The 17,649-nt window shown below is 72.5% G+C and carries 12 protein-coding genes and 1 pseudogene; 9 read left to right on the forward strand and 4 right to left on the reverse strand.

Annotated elements, in window-relative coordinates; translation table 11 throughout:
• Positions 1–15 precede the first annotated feature (15 nt).
• The 3 genes from ACIBX3_RS18395 to ACIBX3_RS18405 are packed head-to-tail and all read right to left on the reverse strand — an operon-like array spanning position 16 to position 4,809.
• Positions 16–2,457: a transglutaminaseTgpA domain-containing protein gene (locus ACIBX3_RS18395; RefSeq protein ID WP_397118318.1), complete on the reverse strand. Its 2,442-nt coding sequence runs from the start codon at positions 2,455–2,457 to the stop codon at positions 16–18.
• Positions 2,454–3,716, reverse strand: coding sequence for a DUF58 domain-containing protein (locus ACIBX3_RS18400; RefSeq protein ID WP_397118319.1), 1,263 nt, complete (start codon positions 3,714–3,716; stop codon positions 2,454–2,456). The genes ACIBX3_RS18395 and ACIBX3_RS18400 overlap by 4 nt, the downstream gene beginning before the upstream one ends.
• Before the next feature lie 55 nt (positions 3,717–3,771).
• A complete protein-coding gene (locus tag ACIBX3_RS18405; RefSeq protein WP_397118320.1) occupies positions 3,772–4,809 on the reverse strand; it encodes an AAA family ATPase in 1,038 nt (345 codons plus the stop codon).
• Between the two features lie 408 nt (positions 4,810–5,217).
• Here ACIBX3_RS18405 and mraZ point away from each other — a divergent pair, with 408 nt between their 5' ends.
• From mraZ to ACIBX3_RS18420, 3 genes are all read left to right on the forward strand, one after another.
• Entirely contained in the window at positions 5,218–5,649 is a 432-nt protein-coding gene (gene mraZ, locus ACIBX3_RS18410) for a division/cell wall cluster transcriptional repressor MraZ (RefSeq protein WP_397118322.1), read from the forward strand.
• Positions 5,650–5,868: 219 nt separating this feature from the next.
• Positions 5,869–6,834 (forward strand): 16S rRNA (cytosine(1402)-N(4))-methyltransferase RsmH, encoded by a 966-nt coding sequence (gene rsmH / locus ACIBX3_RS18415; protein WP_397118324.1) that lies wholly within the window; start codon positions 5,869–5,871, stop codon positions 6,832–6,834.
• Positions 6,824–7,387, forward strand: coding sequence for a hypothetical protein (locus tag ACIBX3_RS18420; RefSeq protein WP_397118326.1), 564 nt, complete (start codon positions 6,824–6,826; stop codon positions 7,385–7,387). The genes rsmH and ACIBX3_RS18420 overlap by 11 nt, the downstream gene beginning before the upstream one ends.
• Before the next feature lie 131 nt (positions 7,388–7,518).
• Here the strand turns inward: ACIBX3_RS18420 and ACIBX3_RS18425 are convergent, their stop codons facing one another.
• On the reverse strand, positions 7,519–8,544 hold the full coding sequence (locus ACIBX3_RS18425; protein WP_397118328.1) for a hypothetical protein: 1,026 nt from the start codon (positions 8,542–8,544) through the stop codon (positions 7,519–7,521).
• On the opposite strand from ACIBX3_RS18425, the gene ACIBX3_RS18430 reads away from it, so the two are divergent.
• The 6 genes and pseudogenes from ACIBX3_RS18430 to ftsW all read left to right on the forward strand — a co-directional run bounded on the left by ACIBX3_RS18430 (position 8,524) and on the right by ftsW (position 17,648).
• On the forward strand, positions 8,524–10,638 hold the full coding sequence (locus ACIBX3_RS18430) for a penicillin-binding transpeptidase domain-containing protein (protein ID WP_397118330.1): 2,115 nt from the start codon (positions 8,524–8,526) through the stop codon (positions 10,636–10,638). The two genes, ACIBX3_RS18425 and ACIBX3_RS18430, sit on opposite strands and share 21 nt — an antisense overlap.
• A gap of 40 nt (positions 10,639–10,678) precedes the next feature.
• Positions 10,679–12,217, forward strand: a complete 1,539-nt coding sequence (locus ACIBX3_RS18435) for a UDP-N-acetylmuramoyl-L-alanyl-D-glutamate--2,6-diaminopimelate ligase (RefSeq protein ID WP_397118332.1) — start codon at positions 10,679–10,681, stop codon at positions 12,215–12,217.
• Positions 12,217–13,449: pseudogene (gene murF, locus ACIBX3_RS18440) on the forward strand (UDP-N-acetylmuramoyl-tripeptide--D-alanyl-D-alanine ligase); the annotation flags it as partial. The gene ACIBX3_RS18435 and the pseudogene murF, both read left to right, overlap by 1 nt.
• A 506-nt stretch (positions 13,450–13,955) precedes the next feature.
• Positions 13,956–15,008, forward strand: coding sequence for a phospho-N-acetylmuramoyl-pentapeptide-transferase (gene mraY / locus ACIBX3_RS18445; protein WP_397118334.1), 1,053 nt, complete (start codon positions 13,956–13,958; stop codon positions 15,006–15,008).
• A gap of 2 nt (positions 15,009–15,010) precedes the next feature.
• A complete protein-coding gene (gene murD, locus ACIBX3_RS18450; protein ID WP_397118337.1) occupies positions 15,011–16,381 on the forward strand; it encodes a UDP-N-acetylmuramoyl-L-alanine--D-glutamate ligase in 1,371 nt (456 codons plus the stop codon).
• On the forward strand, positions 16,371–17,648 hold the full coding sequence (gene ftsW / locus ACIBX3_RS18455) for a putative lipid II flippase FtsW (RefSeq protein ID WP_397118339.1): 1,278 nt from the start codon (positions 16,371–16,373) through the stop codon (positions 17,646–17,648). The genes murD and ftsW overlap by 11 nt, the downstream gene beginning before the upstream one ends.
• Position 17,649: the final 1 nt, after the last annotated feature.

Raw genomic sequence — 17,649 nt, forward strand, 5'->3', positions numbered from 1 at the left:
GTCCGGTTCGAGGGCTCAGGAGCCCTTGTGGGTCGCCGTCCGCCGCAACCGGATGTTCTCCAGCAGGTCGAACCCGTCGAGCAGCCGCTCGCCGACCCCCCGCAGCCGCCGCAGCGTCGACGGGGGCAGCAGCACCGCGCGCAGCCGCCTGCCGCGCGACACCGTGGCCGCCAGGGCCTGCCGCACCGTGCGCAGGTCCTTCTTCATGGGCCCGATCTGCCCGGGATCCCTGGCGAACAGCACACGCTCGACGGCCGAGGCGATGGCGGAGACGGCGGCCGCCGCCGCGGCGTCGAACTCGTACTGCTGGGACAGCCGCCGCGCGAGCGCCCGCGGGGTCTCGCTGGTCTGGCGGGCCATGCCGTAGTCGTACAGGATGTCGTCCAGCTCGGCCCAGGCCGCGGCGACCGACGGGTGCCGGCCCGCGGTGCCCTCGCCCGACACCATCCTGGCCGTGAGCTCGTCGGCCGGTTGGGACACCTTCCAGCCCAGGCTCCGGACGCGGCGGTTCCTGGTGACCAGCCGTATGCCGGCGGGGATCAGCAGGAGGAGGAGCAGCGCGCCGGCGCCGATGCCGATCTTGGTGATCAGCGGCATCGACTCGTCCGGCGGCAGCGTGCCGGGCAGGAGCTGGCTCTCCCGGTCGAGCTCGCGCACGTTGGGCCGGTCCTGCGGGTCGACCGGCTCGTCGGCCGACGAGCTGGTGGCGCCCGGCGTCGGCGACGTCGACTCGCCCGTGGGGCGGGGCGCGGGCTCCGTGTACGCCGGCACGCGCGCGCTCCCCTGGCCGAGCGCCCCCGCGGGAGTCGGCTCGAACGGCAGCCAGCCCACGCCCTCGAAGTACAGCTCGGGCCAGGAGTGGGAGTCGCTCGTGCTGACCTGCCACCGGTCGCCGACCTTGGTGCCGCCGGTGTAGCCGATCGCCACCCGCGACGGGATGCCGACCATCCTGGCCAGCACCGCCATGGCGGCGGCGAACTGCTCGCAGTAGCCCGTCCGGTCACGGATCAGGAAGTCCCGCAGCGCGGAGGAGCTGTGCCCCTGCGTACGCAGGTTGTAGGTGAAGCCGCCGTCCTTGGTGAAGAACCGCTGCAGCTTCACCGCGCGGTCGTAGGCCGAGCTGGAGTTCGCGGTGACGGTGTCGGCCAGCTGGTAGATCTCCGGGGGCAGGTTGCCGGGCATCTTCAGGTACCGGTCGTTCACGGCGGGCCGGGCGCTCTCCAGCGACCCCAGCAGCTCCGAGGTCGGCTCCGGCTCGCTGGAGGCCACCTCGTACTCCAGGCCGGCGGCCTCGTCGGGGACGGAGAAGACCATCAGCGTGTCGACGTCGGCGCGCCAGTCACCGTCCACCCGGATCTCCCTGGGCGGGTACGGCAGCGGCAGGAACCGCAGCTGCTCGATCTCCTCGCTGATCTGGATGTTGGTCACCACATTGTTGATCTTCGGCTTCCCGGAGAGTCCGGGAGGCGGCGGCAACGGCCCCTCGTCCGTCCTGTTGTCGGGTGCCCCCTTCGGCTGGGTCATGCCGAACTGCTGGCCGTCGAACGTGTCCAGCGCGAAGATCCGCAGGTAGCGGGCTTCGTCGTCGTTGTTGCTGTAGGTGAGGACCGTCCGCCGCTCCGGCAGCTCCAGCTGGCCCTTCAGGTTCGCGATCGGGTTGGGGATGCTGATCGAGTTGCCCCGGCCCGAGCCGCTGCCGCCCACGCCGAACTGGAAGAACGACACCGGCTCCATCGCCGGCAGCAGGGCCGGCACCAGGACGGCCAGCGCGATCGCGGCGAACCCGATGCGCTTGCCGGACAGCCGCAACCCGTTGGTGTCCGCCGCGGTGCCCGGGCCCGGGGCGGACGGCGAGACCGCGACCCGGGTACGGCGCACCAGCACCGCCCGGCCCCAGTGGCCCACCCGCTCACGCCCGTCGGAGATCAGCAGCCCGACGAAGCCGAGCGCGGCCACGATGAACGCCGGCCAGCTGATCGGGTCGGCCAGGATCGTCGCCGGGACCGTGGCCAGCGCCAGCAGCGGCAGCCCGGCCAGCGCCGCCCGCCGCAGCCGCGCGGCGAGCAGGTCCACGGTGATCGCGATGAGCGCCACGCCGCCGGCGGTCAGCAGCGTGATGCCCTCCGTCGTGGGCACGGGAGCGGCGAACCGCTGGATGTCGGCCCACCCGACGCCGAGCAGCCGGCTCAGCTCCACCACCGACCCCTTGGTCGGCACCAGCAGCGCCCACGCCTCCTCGGCGGCGAAGGACGCGGTCAGGTAGATCCACGTCGCGGCCACGCCGAGCAGCGGCGCCGCCCACGCCGGCAGCGACAGGCGGCTGCTCACCAGGCCGGCCGCCACCACCGCGAGCACGGCGCCCAGCGCCGCCCAGAACCACGTCCCGCCCTCGAAGAGCGGATAGAGCAGCACGGCGGCGGCGAACGCGGCCACTCCGGAGGCGATCGTCAATCTCATGCCGCACCTCCCGCGGGGTTGAACGTGAACCTGCCGCGGCCCGCGGCGTCCTGCCAGACCGACGCGATCGAGGTGCCCGCGGGCAGCCGCACGATCCGCCAGCCGTACCCGGCCAGCACGGTCTGCGCGGCCGTGTAGTCCTCCGCGGCCGCCGGGTCGCCGCCGTCCCACGTGCTCACGTCGAGCAGGACCGCGACTCCGGTGATGCCGCTGTGCCGCAACCTGGCCAGTTCCCTTGCCTCCTCCGCGTCCAGCGAGCCGAGCACGGCCACGATGAGCCCGTCGCCGCCGCCCTGGCGCAGGGCGGACACGCCCATCTCCAGTGAGCGGGCCGGGCTGTGCCTCACCACGGCGAGGGTGTCGAGCAGCGACCAGCTCAGACCGGTGTCCGTCAGGTGCTCGGCGCCCTGGTCGGTCACCAGCCGCAGGCCGAGCCCCTCGTGGGCGAGGTGCACGCCGATGGAGGCCGCGGCCGAGACCGCCACCTCGAACGACGAGCGCGGGCCCTCGCCGCGGTGCGCGTGCCTGCGGGTGTCGAGCAGGAGCGCGCCGCGGCTCTGCCACTGCTGCTCCTCGCGCCGCACCATCAGCTCGCCGTGGCGGGCCGTCGAGCGCCAGTGCACCCGCCGCAGGTCGTCGCCCTGCCGGTATTCACGCGGGGCCACGTCGTCGTCGCCCGCCGCGGCCACGCTCCTGGTACGGCTGTCGCCGCCGCCCGTCCACTCGCCCGACAGCCGTACGTGCGGCAGCGCCGCCACATGCGGCGTCACCACGAGCGTGTCGCTGATCGTGAACGAACGGGTCAGCTCCACGAGCCCGAACGGGTCGGCGATGCGGATGGACAGCGGCCCGATGGTGTAGCGGCCGCGCAGGTCCGAGCGCACCCGGTAGTCGATCTCCCGTACGCCCCGCGGCTCCACCCGGTCGAGCACGAACCTGGGCCGCACGCCCAGCGCGTACGGGACGGTGTCCTCGATGAGCAGCAGGCCGGTCGGCAGTCTGGTGACGTTCTCCAGCCGCAGGGTCACGGTGGCCTCCCCGCCCACCTCGGCCCGCGGCGGGTCGAGCCGCCTGGCGCAGCTCAGCCGGTAGCGTGTCCGGGCCACCACCATCGCGGCCAGCAGCGGCAGCGCCGTCACCAGCACCCCGATCCTGAACAGGTCGTTCTCGCCCAGGAAGACGGCCATCAGCAGCGCCGCGATCCCGGAGGCGAGGAACGACCTGCCCCTGCTGGTCAGCGCCCGCATTCCGGCACTCACCGTGCCTCACTGAACCCGTGCCGTTGACGGATGTCCTCGCTGCGCTGCGGATCCATCAACGGCCTCGCGTCTCCGGCACCGGCACGCGCCTGACCAGATCCGTCACCACCTGCTCGGGCAGGCGGCGCTGCCCCTGGGCCTCGACGCTGGGCAGCAGCCGGTGCGCGAGCACGGGAATGGCCAGGTCCTGCAGGTCGTCGGGGATGACATAGTCGCGCCCGGCCAGCGCCGCGTGCGCCCTGGCCGCCCTCACCAGCTGCAGCGTGGACCGGGGCGAGGCGCCCAGCCGCAGGTCGGGGGAGTGGCGGGTGGCCACGACCAGGTCGATGGCGTACTTCTTGACCGCCTGCGAGACGTACACGCCGCGTACGGCCTCGATCAGCGCGCGCACCTCCGCCGTGGTCGCCACCGGCTCCAGCTTGTCCAGCGGAGAGGCGCTGCCGTGCACGTCGAGCATCTCCAGCTCGGCCGTCGGCTCGGGGTAGCCCATCGCGACCCGGGCGGTGAAGCGGTCGCGCTGCGCCTCGGGGAGGGGATAGGTGCCCTCCATCTCAATGGGGTTCTGGGTGGCGATCACCATGAACGGCGCGTCGAGCGGGTACGTCACCCCGTCCACCGTCACCTGGTGCTCCTCCATGCACTCCAGCAGTGCGGACTGCGTCTTCGGGGAGGCGCGGTTGATCTCGTCGCCGACGACGATGTTGGCGAAGACGGGACCGGGCTTGAACTCGAACTCGCGGGTCTGCTGGTTGTACGCGCTCACGCCGGTGATGTCGCTCGGCAGCAGGTCGGGGGTGAACTGCACCCGGCGGACAGGACAATCGATGGAACGAGCCAGCGCCTTGGCCAGCATCGTCTTGCCCACTCCCGGGACGTCCTCGATCAGGAGATGGCCCTCGGCGAGCAAAACGGTCAGCGTGAGGCGGACGGCATCGCTCTTGCCCTCGATCACCGATTCGATGGCCTCCCGGATCCGGTGGGCTGTGGTGACCAGCTCATCGAGCTGGGGAGGGACGTCATGGGTTACTGCCACCAGGCCTCCACGAGAAGTGCTACGGCTGCCCCGTACGCTGGATTGCGGGAGCCATGCCATTCCTTTTCCATTGTGTGTACGACCCTACGACGCTGTTGGTTCGCGGGCGACATTTGCGGATATTCCAGCGAACCTGGGCGATGTCCCGGTTGTTGTGGCAAAGCAGTCCGAATCCCGTGACAGACTGCCCCACCCCGCGCCCCACTTTCCTCCACACGGACCTTCGCGAAGTGCCGCAGTCCCTATTTCCGCGATCTTTTGAACCCTCGACACGCCCATGAGGGTTGCTCGCACCCGTGCCGCCCTCCACCCCGCCCCATCGCCCTGACCTGCGGTAACGCATCGGAAACCGATGATGAAGACGGTTCGAATCAGTTGACGGTGGGGAGAAGTGGAGTATGGTGGTGCGCAGTGGAGAGCCCGGTGCGCCAGCGCTGAGCGCTTCACGAGGCACGGGAGGTGGCGCCGATGTTCCTCGGCACCCATCAACCGCGCCTGGACGACAAGGGACGGCTGTTCCTGCCGGCTAAGTACCGTGAGGAGCTGGCGGAGGGTCTTGTGATCACCAAAGGCCAGGAGCGATGCCTCTACGTCTTTCCCGTGGAGGAGTTCCAGCGCATTACCGAGGCTCTCCGGACCGCCCCGGTCACCGCCAAAGCGGTGCGTGACTACAGCCGCGTCTTCTTCGCCAGCGCGTCCGACGAGAAACCGGACAAGCAGGGGCGCATCACGATCCCGCAGAGCCTGCGCCAGTACGCGGGCCTGGAGCGTGACTGCGTGGTCATCGGGGCCAACACCCGGTTGGAGATCTGGGACGCGCGGGCGTGGGACACCTACCTCAGCGAACAGGAGCAGGCGTTCGCCGATCTGTCGGAGGAGGTGCTGCCAGGGATCTTGTAGGAGTCACGGTCGATCCGTCGGTGATGTCGTTCGGCGAGGTCTCCACCCGCAACCACTGTCTGCCAACTGATGCACCTTCCCCGGTGTCAGAGGGCAGGCGTCCACGAAGAGGGTGCGGATGGGGACCTGGCCGGGCGGCGCCGGGTGGGGACCCAGGAAGAACCGGCGGTCGACCAATACGCGTCATCCGCGAGCAAGGACGCGAGAGGGGGGTTGGAGATGCATGACAACGTTGGCACGGGCGGTCACGTTCCGGTGATGCTCGAGCGCGTTCTGGAACTGCTCGGCCCGGCGCTGTCCGGTCCGGAGCCGGTCGTCGTCGACGCCAACCTCGGCCTCGGTGGTCACTCGGAGGCCCTGCTCGCCGCCTACCCGGCGCTGCACCTGATCGGGATCGACCGCGACCCTTTCGCGATCGAACACTCCACCCGCAGGCTGAGCCCGTACGCAGAAAGGATCACCCTGGTCCACGCCTCCTCCGGCGACCTGGCCGAGGTGCTCGCCCGCGCGGGGCGCACCACGGTCAACGGAGTGCTGTTCGACCTGGGGGTCTCCTCGCCGCAACTGGACGAGGCGGAGCGCGGGTTCGCCTATTCCTATGACGCGCCCCTCGACATGCGGATGGACACGGAGCAGGAACTGACGGCGGAGACGGTGGTCAACACCTACTCCGCCGCGGAGCTGACGCGCATCCTGCGCGATTACGGCGAGGAACGATTCGCTCCGCGTGTCGCGGGCCTGATCATCAAAGAACGGGCCAAAGAGGCAATAACGTCGACTAAGCGGTTGGCGGACATCGTTCGCGAGGCGATTCCCGCCGCTACCCGGCGCACCGGGGGAAATCCCGCTAAGAGGACTTTCCAAGCGCTGCGCATCGAGGTGAACGCGGAGCTGTCCGCCCTGGAGGCGGCGCTCCCCGCGGCACTCGACGCGCTGCCGCTGGGTGGGCGAGTCGTCGTGCTCTCGTACCACTCACTCGAGGACCGGCTCACCAAGCAGGCCCTCACGGCGCGAACCAGGGACACCAGCCCCCCAGGACTGCCCGTCCCGCTGCCGGCTCACCAGCCGAGGTTCCGCCTGCTGACGAGGGGAGCAGAGCTCCCAAGCGAAGAAGAGCTCGCCCGCAACCCGCGGGCGGCCTCGGCCCGGCTACGGGCGGCAGAGAGGATCCGTGTTGACGACTGAGCAGCAGACCGGCCGGGGTGCGCCCGTTCGCCGCGCGACGCCCAAGACGGGCACGCGCCGGCTCGGCGCGCCGCACCAGCCGAAGCCGCGGCCCCGCCCTGACGCGGGCCCCGACCTCGACGGGAAGCGCGCCGGCACGGCGGCAGCGCGCCCGGGGACGGCCATGCGGTCCGAAACGCTCGAAACGGGCGCGCGGTCCGGCGCGGAGGATCGGCGCTCCGCGCGGCCGTCCCGTCCCGTGCCGCGGCCCGCGCGCCGGCAGCGCACGCCGTTCGTGCTGCTCGTGGTGGGGCTGATGTCCGGCGGCCTGGTCAGCCTGCTGCTGCTCAACACCATGCTGGCCCAGGACGCCATCACCGACGCGAAGCTGCGCGAGCAGATCGCGGTGGCGCGGCAGGAGAACGAGCAGATCGACCAGCGATACCTGCTCAAGACGCAGCCCGAGCCCATGGCCGAGCTCGCTGAGCGGCAGGGGCTGGACCGCGACTGGGACGACGTCAACGGCTGGAGCACCGCCGGTGACCGGACCGGCCAGGTGGACACGGAACGGTGAGGGACTCAGGCGGCAGGGGGCAGGGTCCCGGCCGTGGCGCTGGCGGCGCCGGCTCTCAAGGAGGGCCCGGCGCCGTTCGTCGTACGCCGGGCGGACCGGGACGGGCAGGGCGCCAAGGGGGCTCTGCCCGTTCAGAGGGGGCGGGCCGCCCGGCGTCGCCGGAGAACCCGCCGCGCCAGCCGCGCAAGCGACCCGATCCCCTGGACCTGCCGTTCGGGCACGACGACGACTTCCGCGGCCGTCCGCCCCAGGAACCCGCCGACGACGACCGCCCCCAGGGCGGTCCAGCCGGCCGTCCGGGTGACTCGGGCCGTGCTGGGGACGGCGCGGACCGTGCCCGTCCGGGTCGCTCCGGCCGTGCCCGGGGGGAACGGGAGGACCGGGAGGGCGACGGCCGTGGCCGCTCGCGGGATGACGGTCCCCGCGGCCGGGGGGGCGACGAGGGTGTGCGCGCCCGCCGGCGGGGCGAGGCGGCCGGCGACGGTGGCGCCCGCAGGCGTCCGCGGGACGAGGGGGACCGCCCGGCGGGCCGCCCCGCCCAGGGCCGAGACTCCGGCGACCGTCGCCGAGGGCGGGGCGCTTCCGGCCGTGAGGACGCCGGCGGCGCCCGAGGGCGCGGCGCTTCCGGCCGTGGGGACGCGGACGGCCCCAGAGGGCGCGGCGCCTCGGGGCGGGACGAAGGTGATCGCCCCAGAGGGCGCGCGGTCCCGGGCCGGGACGGCGGTGACCCCCCTAAGGGCCGTGCGGGTCTGGGGCGTGACGGCGGTGACCGTCCGAGGGGCGGTGCGGGTCTGGGGCGTGACGGCGCCGACCGTCCGCGAGGCCGTGCGACTCCCGGCGGTGACGACGGTGACGGCCTTCGTGGACGCCCGCCGCAGGGGCGGGATGACGGTGACCGGCTCAGGGGACGCGCCCAGAGGCGCGACGACCGGGCACGGGGCCGCGGAGGCGGCGGACTGCCCGACGCGGCGGCGCGCGGTCCACGGCCGCGCGCCGATCGCGTGCGGCCGGACGCCGACGACCCTCGCCGTGACGGGCGCGACGACGTGCGCGGCCGGGCTCGGCAGGATGACGACGTCCGGGGCCGGCGCCGGCAGGACGACGACCCGGGGAGCCGCGGCACGCATCAGGACGACGTGCGGGGCCGTGGCACGCATCAGGACGACGTGCGGGGCCGCGGCACGCATCAGGACGACGTGCGGGGCCGCTCCAGGCACGAGGGTGACGTCCGGGCCCGAGGACGCCAGGAGGACGACTTCCGGCAGCGGGGCAGGCGGGACGACGACCCGCGGGGCCGCGGCGGCCACGAGGACGATCCGCGCGACCGCGGCAGGCAGGAGGACCTGCGGGGCCGCGGGCGGCATGAGGACGGGCCGCTGCGCCGTACGCAGACCGGGGGGTCCCGGTCCGAGGCGGTGCGGGGCCGTGAGCGGGTGGCGGCGCGCCGCGGCGGAGACGTGCCGCCACCCAGGGGGCCGCGGCGGCCGCCCACGCCGCCGCGCCCGCCCAGGCCGCCGCTGGTGCTGCGGCTGGGCAGCCCGCGCAGGCGCATCAACATCGGCCTGATCGGCATGACGTTCGTGCTGTCGATCTTCGCGGGCCGGTTGATCCAGATGCAGGGCCTGGACTCCAAGGTGTACGAGGCCGCCGCCGTGGACCAGCGCAGGCACACCGAGACCATCCCCGCCAAGCGCGGCTCGATCACCGACGCCGACGGCCACGAGCTGGCCGTGACCGTCGAGGCCCGCGAGGTGGCGATCGACCCCTCCAAGATCGACGCCAGCGTGCGCGCGAAGGTGACCACGATCCTGGCCAGGCAGCTGGGCAGGACCGAGCAGGACATCGCCGCCAAGCTGGCCAGGACCGACACCCGCTACCAGCTCCTGGCCAGGGACGTCGACCCCGTCGTGGCCAGCCGCCTGCTGCAGGCCGGTGTGCCGGCGCTCACCGTGAAGAAGACCTACCGCAGGCTCTACCCGGCGGGCGACCTGGCGGGCAGCCTCATCGGGTTCGTCGGCGACGAGGGCAAGGGCCTGGCCGGCATGGAGCAGGCCAGGAACACGCTCCTGGCCGGCCGCGACGGACAGCAGCGCGTGGAGACCGGCCGAGACGGCCAGCGCATCCCGATGACCAGCAGCCAGCGCACCGCCCCCGTGGACGGCCAGGACGTGCGGCTGACCATCGACCGCGACATCCAGTGGGCCGCCCAGAAGTCGATCGGCGAGCAGGTCCAGAAGGCCGGCGCGGACAGCGGCACGGTGATCGTCATGGACGTGCGGACCGCCCAGATCATCGCCATGGCCAACGCCCCCGAGCTCGACCTGAACAACTGGCGCAAGGCCCCCGAGTCCGGATACGTCAACAAGGCCGCCGCCGACGTGTTCGAGCCCGGCAGCACCAACAAGGTGATCACCGCGGCCGCCGCGCTCGAGGCCCGCGCGGTGACCCCCGACACGGTCTTCCAGGTGCCGGACCGGATCAGGTGCGCCGACCAGGTGCTGAAGGACGCGCACGCGCACGCGGCCGAGTCGATGACGTTCCGCCAGGCCATGGCCCAGTCCAGCAACGTGGCCACGATCATGGCGGCGCGCAAGGTCGGCAGCGAGCGCCTGTACACGATGCTGAAGGCGTTCGGGTTCGGCACCGCGCCGGGCGGCGGCGTACCCGGAGCCGAGGCCGGCCTGCTGCCCGACTACCGGAAGTGGTCGGGCAGCCAGAGCTGCACCGTCGCCTACGGGCAGGGCGTGTCGGTGACGGCGCTGCAGATGGCCAGCGTGTACCAGACCATCGCCAACGGCGGCGTCAAGGTAGATCCCCAGATCGTGGCGGGGACCACGGATGCCTCCGGCAGGTTCGTGCCCGCTCCCGCAGGTAAGCAGACCAGAGTGGTGAGCGCGACGACCGCCGAGGAGATCACGACGATGCTGGAGAGCGCGGTGGGCGAGGAGGGCACCGGCCACCTCGCCGCCATCCCCGGTTACCGGGTGGCGGGCAAGACGGGCACGGCGAACCGCTACGATGCCGAACTCGGCCGCTACGACGGCTACACCGCCTCGTTCGCCGGGTTCAGCCCGGCGGACAAACCGAGGCTGGTGGTGCTGTCGGTGCTGCAGAATCCGAAGAACGGCCACTTCGGCGGGCAACTGGCGGCCCCCGTCTTCAAGGATGTGATGACGTTCGCCATCAAGAGCAAGAAGATTCCTCCCACAGGCTCCGCCGTGCCGCCGGTGCGTACGCGCGCCGGACAGTGACCAGGGAAGGTACGCTCTCGCCGTGCGTCCCCCGTCGTCTATGCGTCCCACGACCAGCCCGCCCCGGCCCCTGACCGGGCTCGCGACCATGCTCGACGCCGATTCGGGCACGTCGCGGTCGCCTCACGCCGCGCTGACCGGCGTCACCATCGACTCCCGCGACGTCAGGCGCGGAGATCTCTACGTGGCGCTGCCCGGCAGCAGCGTCCACGGAGCGGCCTTCGCCGCCGAGGCCATGGCCGGCGGCGCGGTGGCCGTCCTCACCGACCGGGAGGGCCGCGACGCGGCCGTCGCCACCGGGCTGCCCGTGCTGATCGTGCCGGACCCGCGCGCCCTGCTCGGGCAGATCTCCTCCTGGGTGTACGGCCAGCCGGCCCACGACATCCAGGTCATCGGCGTGACCGGCACCAGCGGCAAGTCCACCACCACCTTCATGCTCGAGGCAGGCCTGCGGGCCGCCGGGCACACCGCGGGCCTGGTGGGCGGCGTCGAGATCCACGCGGCCGGCCTGCGCTTCGAGCCGACGCTCACCACGCCGGAGGCGCCGGTGCTGCACGGCCTGTTCGCCCTCATGCGCGAGCAGGGCGTCACCGCGGCCGCGATGGAGGTCTCCAGCCACGCGCTCGCCCTCGGCAGGATCGACGGCGTCTACTACGACGTGGCCCTGTTCACCAACCTCTCCCAGGACCACCTCGACTTCCACAAGGACTTCGAGGACTACTTCGCGACCAAGGTCCGGCTGTTCCAGCCGGAGCTGTCCCGCCTCGGCGTGACGAACATCGACGACCGCTACGGGCGCGAGCTGCTGCACCTGGCGAAGGTGCCGATGACCACGTTCTCGGCGCAGGGCGACCCGGAGGCCGCCTGGCGGGCGCTGGAGGTCAGGCTCGGCGCGGACGGCAGCGCGTTCCGGGTGGTCGGCCCTGGCGGCGTCGAGGCCGACGCGCAGATCTCGCTGCCCGGCCCGTTCAACGTGGCCAACGCGCTCGGCGCCATCGTCACCCTGGTCGAGGCCGGGGTGCCGCTCCAGACCGCTGTGCACGGCGTCGGCACGCTCATCGGCGTGCCCGGGCGCATGCAGCGCGTCACGGGCGCAGGGGACGAGTTCCAGGCGATCGTCGACTACTCCCACAAACCTGGCGCCGTGGAGTCGGTGCTGCGGTCCCTGCGGGCCGTCACCGCCGGCCGGCTCACGATCGTGCTCGGCTGCGGCGGTGACCGCGATAGGGGCAAAAGGCCCATCATGGGCGAGATCGCTGCGCAGCTGGCGGATGTGGCAATTTTCACGAGCGACAATCCCCGTTCCGAGGATCCGCTCGCCATCCTCGCGACGATGATGGAAGGAGCGCTCCGCGTTCCGCAGCACGACCGCGCTCATGTGATCATTGAGCCCGACCGCGCGGCCGCCATCGGCCTGGCGATCGCCCGGGCCGGGCGCGGCGACGTGATCGTCGTGGCAGGCAAGGGTCACGAGCAGGGCCAGTACGTTTCAGGCGAGGTGATCCCCTTCGACGACCGAGAGGTGGTCGCCGAGGCGATCGACGCACGCATAGGAAGCACGGAAAGCAGGAAGCACTGATGATCCCGTTGCCTCTGGCCAGGATCGCCGAGATAACCTCGGGCGCCCTGTCGGGCATGGCCGATCCCCGCGCGGTGGTGCGCGGGCCCGTCGTGATCGACTCGCGGGCCGTCGAACCGGGATCGCTGTTCGTCGCCTTCAGGGGCGCGCGGGTCGACGGTCACGACTACGCCGCGCAGGCCGTCCGGGCCGGGGCCGTCGCCGTCCTGGCCACCCGGCCGGTCGACGCGCCCGCGGTGATCGTGCCCGATGCCGCCGCCGCGCTCGCCGAACTGGCCGCCGCCCAGGTGGCCGCGCTGCCCTCCGTCACGGTGATCGGCGTGACCGGCTCGGCCGGCAAGACCAGCACCAAGGACCTGCTGGCCAGGCTCACCGGCCGGATCGGCCCCACGATCGCCCCGGTCGGAAGTTTCAACAACGAGCTCGGACACCCTCTGACTGTGCTACGCGCGGACACCGGCACTCGGTTCATGGTGCTGGAGCTGGCCGCGCGCAACCTCGGCCACATCAAGGACCTGACCCGCATCGCGCCGCCGCAGATCGGCGTGGTGCTCAACGTCGGCACCGCGCACCTCGGCGTGTTCGGGGGCAAGGAGGCCATCGCCAAGGCCAAGGGCGAGCTGGTGGAGGCGCTGCCGCGGTCCGGCGTGGCGGTGCTCAACGCCGACGACCCGTACGTGCGGGAGATGGCCTCGCGGACCGACGCGCGGGTGACGTACTTCGGCAGGGGCGAGGACGCGGCGATCCGGGCCGAGGAGGTCGTCGTGGACGCCCGCGGGCGTGCCTCCTTCACGCTGCGCACCCCGTCCGGGACCGCGCACGTGTCGCTGCAGCTGTACGGGGCGCACGCGGTCGAGAACGCGCTGGCGGCGGCCGCGGCCGGCTACGAGCTCGGACTGCCCGTCGCCACGATCGCCGCGGAGCTGTCGCAGGCCACGCCGCGCAGCCGGTGGCGGATGGAGGTCACCGACCGGGCCGACGGGGTCACGGTCGTCAACGACGCGTACAACGCCAATCCGGACTCGATGCGGGCCGCCTTCGAGATGTTCGCGGTGCTGGGGCGTGGGCGGCGGCGCTTCGCCGTCATCGCGGCGCTGAGGGAGCTCGGTGACGAGGGGCCCGCGCTGAACGCGGAGCTCGGCCGGATGGCCGGTGGGGCCGGTCTGGCGGGGCTCATCGTGGCGGGCCCGGAGGCGGGACCGGTCCTGGAGGGCGCTCACGCCGCCGTCCAGGCCGCCCCGGCCGCTTCCGGTGCTCCACCCCTCGGCACGCCCCCTCCCGGCCCTCAGCCGCCCGCAGGGCCTCCGCCGGAGGCCCCGCCGCCCGGCCTTCACCAGGGCGCACCCCACGACGGACGGCAACAGGGCGCGCCTCAGCCCGGCGGGCAGGGGCCCGCGCAGGATCGGCAGTGGCCCGAGGCCGGCGCGCCGCACGGCCGGCACAGGGCGCCGCAGCTCGGGTGGCAGGCCCCGGGGGCCGGGAGTGTGCCGCACGGGTGGCAAGGGGTGCCGGAAGGGTGGCAGCCGCCTGTGGCCGGCGGGCCCGTGATCGGCGGGGTGCCCGCCGCGGGCGGGCCGCCCGGAGAGGGCGCCACGCGGATCGTGCACGTGCCCGATGCCGAGGCGGCGGCGGCCGAGCTCAACGGGTGGCTGCGGCCCGGTGACGCGGTGCTGATCAAGGGGCCGCGGGCGATGGGCCTGGAACGGACGGCCGAGCTCCTGCTCGGGGGTGCCGCCCAGTGACCAACATCATCATCGCCGGCGCGGTGGGCCTGATCCTGTCGATGCTGGGCACCCCGCTGGCGATCCGGCTGTTCTCGCGGCGCGGCTACGGCCAGCAGATCCGCGAGGAGGGCGTGCAGGCCCACCACGGCAAGCGGGGCACCCCCACCATGGGCGGCACGGTGTTCGTGCTGGCCTCCCTGTTCGCCTACGGGGCCTCCCACCTGGCCATGCTCGAGGCGCCGACCGTGTCGGGCATGCTGGTGCTGTTCCTGATGACGGGGCTGGGCGCGGTCGGGTTCCTGGACGACTTCATCAAGATCTACAAGCAGCGCAGCCTCGGCCTCCGCAGCGGCGCCAAGGCGCTCGGCCAGCTCATCGTCGGCGCCGTCTTCGCGTTCCTGGTGGTACGCCAGCCGAACGTCTACGGCATCACCCCCGCCGAGACCCGCCTGTCGTTCCTGCGCGACATCGGCCCGTCGATCGGCCTCGCCGGGTTCACCATCTGGGTGCTCATCCTGATCGTCGGCTTCTCCAACGCGGTGAACCTCACCGACGGCCTCGACGGCCTGGCCAGCGGCGCGGCCGGGGTGGTGCTGGCCGCGTACGTTCTGATCGGCAACTGGCAGCTGCGCAACAACTGCATCGACCAGCTCGGCCCCAACTGCTACTGGGTACGCGATCCGCTCGACCTCGCCGTGGTGGCCGCCGCCGTGCTCGGGTCGCTCATCGGGTTCCTGTGGTGGAACGCCCCGCCCGCCCGGATCTTCATGGGCGACACCGGCTCACTCGCCCTCGGCGGCGTGCTGGCCGGGCTGGCCATCGCCACCCGTACCCAGCTGCTGCTGATCATCCTCGCGGGGCTGTGCGTGATGATCACCGCTTCGGTGATCATCCAGGTCGGGTTCTTCAAGATGACCGGCAAACGGGTGTTCAGGATGGCGCCTCTGCAGCACCATTTCGAGCTCAAGGGCTGGGCGGAGACCACGATCGTGGTCAGGTTCTGGCTGATCGCGATGCTCTGCGCCGCGCTCGGGCTCGGGCTGTTCTACGTCGAATGGATGCCCTAGGCATGACCCTCACCTGTGTCGCCGGGCTCGGTGTCTCCGGCACCGCCGTGGCCAGGGCACTGGCCGAGCGCGGCGAGCGGGTCGTGGTCGTGGAGGCCGTCCAGGGCGAGCGGCAGCTCGCCGCCGCGGCCGAGCTGGCCCGGCTCGGCGTCGAGACCCGGTTCGGGGAGATGGTCCCGCCCGAGGGCGTCACCCGGCTCGTCACCACGGGCTGGGCGCCGCACCACCCGCTGATCGCCGCGGCCGCGGCCGCCGGGGTGGAGGTCGTGGGCGAGGTGGAGCTGGCCTGGCGGCTGCGCCCGGCCGAGGCCGCCCCCTGGCTGGCGCTGACCGGCACCAACGGCAAGACCACCGCCGTGCGCATGCTCACCTCCATCCTGCTGGCCGCCGGGCACAAGGCCCTGGCCGTGGGCAACGTGGGCGTCCCCGTGGTGCGTGCCGTGCGCGAGCCGTACGACGTGCTGGCCGTCGAGCTGTCCAGCTTCCAGCTGCACTGGTCGAGCACGCCGGCCCCGCACGCCGCGGCCATCCTGAATGTGGCCCCCGACCACCTCGACTGGCACGGCTCGATGGAGGAGTACGCCGCCGCCAAGGGCCGGATCTACGAGCGTGCCGGCACCGTGATCTACAACGCCGACGACCCGGAGGCGACGCGGCTGGCCGCGCCCTACGCGGGGGCCGTCGGGTTCACGCTCAGGGTGCCCAGACCCGGCGAGATCGGCGTCGTCGAGGACCTGCTGATCGACCGGGCGTTCGTGGCCGACCCGGTGGAGGCGGCCGAGGAGCTGGCGACGCTGGAGGACGTGCGGCCGTTCGCGCCCCACAACGTGGCCAACGCGCTGGCCGCCGCCGCCCTGGCCCGCTCGTTCGGCGTGCCCTCCGAGGCGGTGGCGCGCGGCCTGCGGGACTTCGTGCCCGACCCGCACCGCCTGTCCCACGTCGACAGGATCGGCGAGGTGGACTACGTCGACGACTCCAAGGCGACCAACCCGCACGCCGCCGCCGCGGCGCTGGCGTCGTACCCGTCGATCGTGTGGGTGGCGGGCGGGCAGCTCAAGGGCGCCGACGTCGACGACCTGGTACGCCAGGCCGCCCCCAGACTGCGCGGCGCCGTCCTGCTCGGCGCCGACCGCGCGGAGATCGCCGAAGCCATCGCGCGACACGCCCCGAATGTCCCCGTCGTGGACATCGCCGATCGGGACACTGGTGCGATGGAAAAAGTCGTCACAGAAGCCGCCCGCCTGGCCTCGCCGGGTGACACCGTGCTGCTCTCCCCGTCGGCGGCCTCCCTCGACATGTTCCCCGGCTACCCGGCGCGAGGGGAGGCCTTCGCGCGTGCCGTACACGAGCTGAGGCGGCGGCGTGAGCGCTGAGGAACGCCCGCCGCCGGGCGGCGGGGAAGGGCCGGGCGGCGGGCTCCGTGAGCAGCTGGCCGCGCTGAAGGAGCTGCTCGACAAGCCGCTGACCACCTACTACCTGATCATCATGTGCAGCGCGCTGCTGCTCGCGCTGGGCCTGATGATGGTGCTGTCGGCCTCCAGCGTCGAGGCGCTGCAGAAGACCGGCAGCCCGTTCTCGTGGTTCATCAGGCAGTCGTTGTCGGCGGCGATCGGCGTGCCCGTGATGTACGCCTGCTCGCGCCTGCCGGTGAAGTTCTTCCGCTGGGTCGGCTACCCGATGATGGTGCTGTCGATCATCGCGCTGGTCATGGTGCTGTTCATCGGCTCCTCCGAGCTGGGCGCGCAGCGGTGGATCTACATCGGCCCGCTCACGCTCCAGCCGTCGGAGCCGGCCAAGCTCGGGCTCGTGCTGTGGGGCGCCGACCTGCTGGCCAGGCGGGCGCGGCAGGGCAAGATCGAGTGGCGGCAGATGCTGATCCCGCTCATGCCGGGCACCGCGATCCTGGCCGTGCTCGTCATGCTGGGCCGCGACCTGGGCACCACGCTCGTGCTGTTCATGATCTTCCTGGCCCTGCTGTGGGTGGTGGGCGCGCCGATCAAGCTGTTCGGCGGCATCATGGCGCTGGCGATGCTCGCCGCCGCCATCATGATCAAGGTCGAGCCGTACCGGATGGCGCGCATCAGCTCCTTCCTCGACCCGTGGGCCGACGCGCAGGGCGCCGGATACCAGGCCGTGCAGGGGCAGATCGCGATGGGCTCGGGCGGCTGGTTCGGGCTGGGGCTGGGGAGCAGCCGGCAGAAGTGGAGCTGGCTGCCGCACGGCGAGAGCGACTTCATCTTCGCCATCCTGGGCGAGGAGCTCGGGCTCATGGGCACGCTGATGGTGGTGGCGCTGTTCGGGCTGCTCGGCTACGCGGGGCTGCGCGTGGCCGTGCGGGTCAACGACCCCTTCGTGCGGCTGTCGGCCGCCGCCATGGTGGCCTGGATCGTCGGGCAGGCCACGGTCAACATGGGGGCCGTGCTCAGCGTGCTGCCGATCACCGGCATCCCGCTGCCGCTGGTCTCGTACGGCGGCTCCGCGCTGCTGCCCACGCTCGCCGCGCTCGGCATGCTGCTGTCGTTCGCCAAGCGCGAGCCGGGAGCGCGGGAGGCCTTGGCCGCTCGTGGACCCGGACCCGCCGCCCGGGCCCTAAGCTGGCTTGGCCTGGGAGGTAAGACCAAAGGCCGAGTGACACGTTAGG

Origin of the sequence: Nonomuraea sp. NPDC049480 (assembly GCF_044465905.1) — a bacterium.
GTDB lineage: Bacteria > Actinomycetota > Actinomycetes > Streptosporangiales > Streptosporangiaceae > Nonomuraea.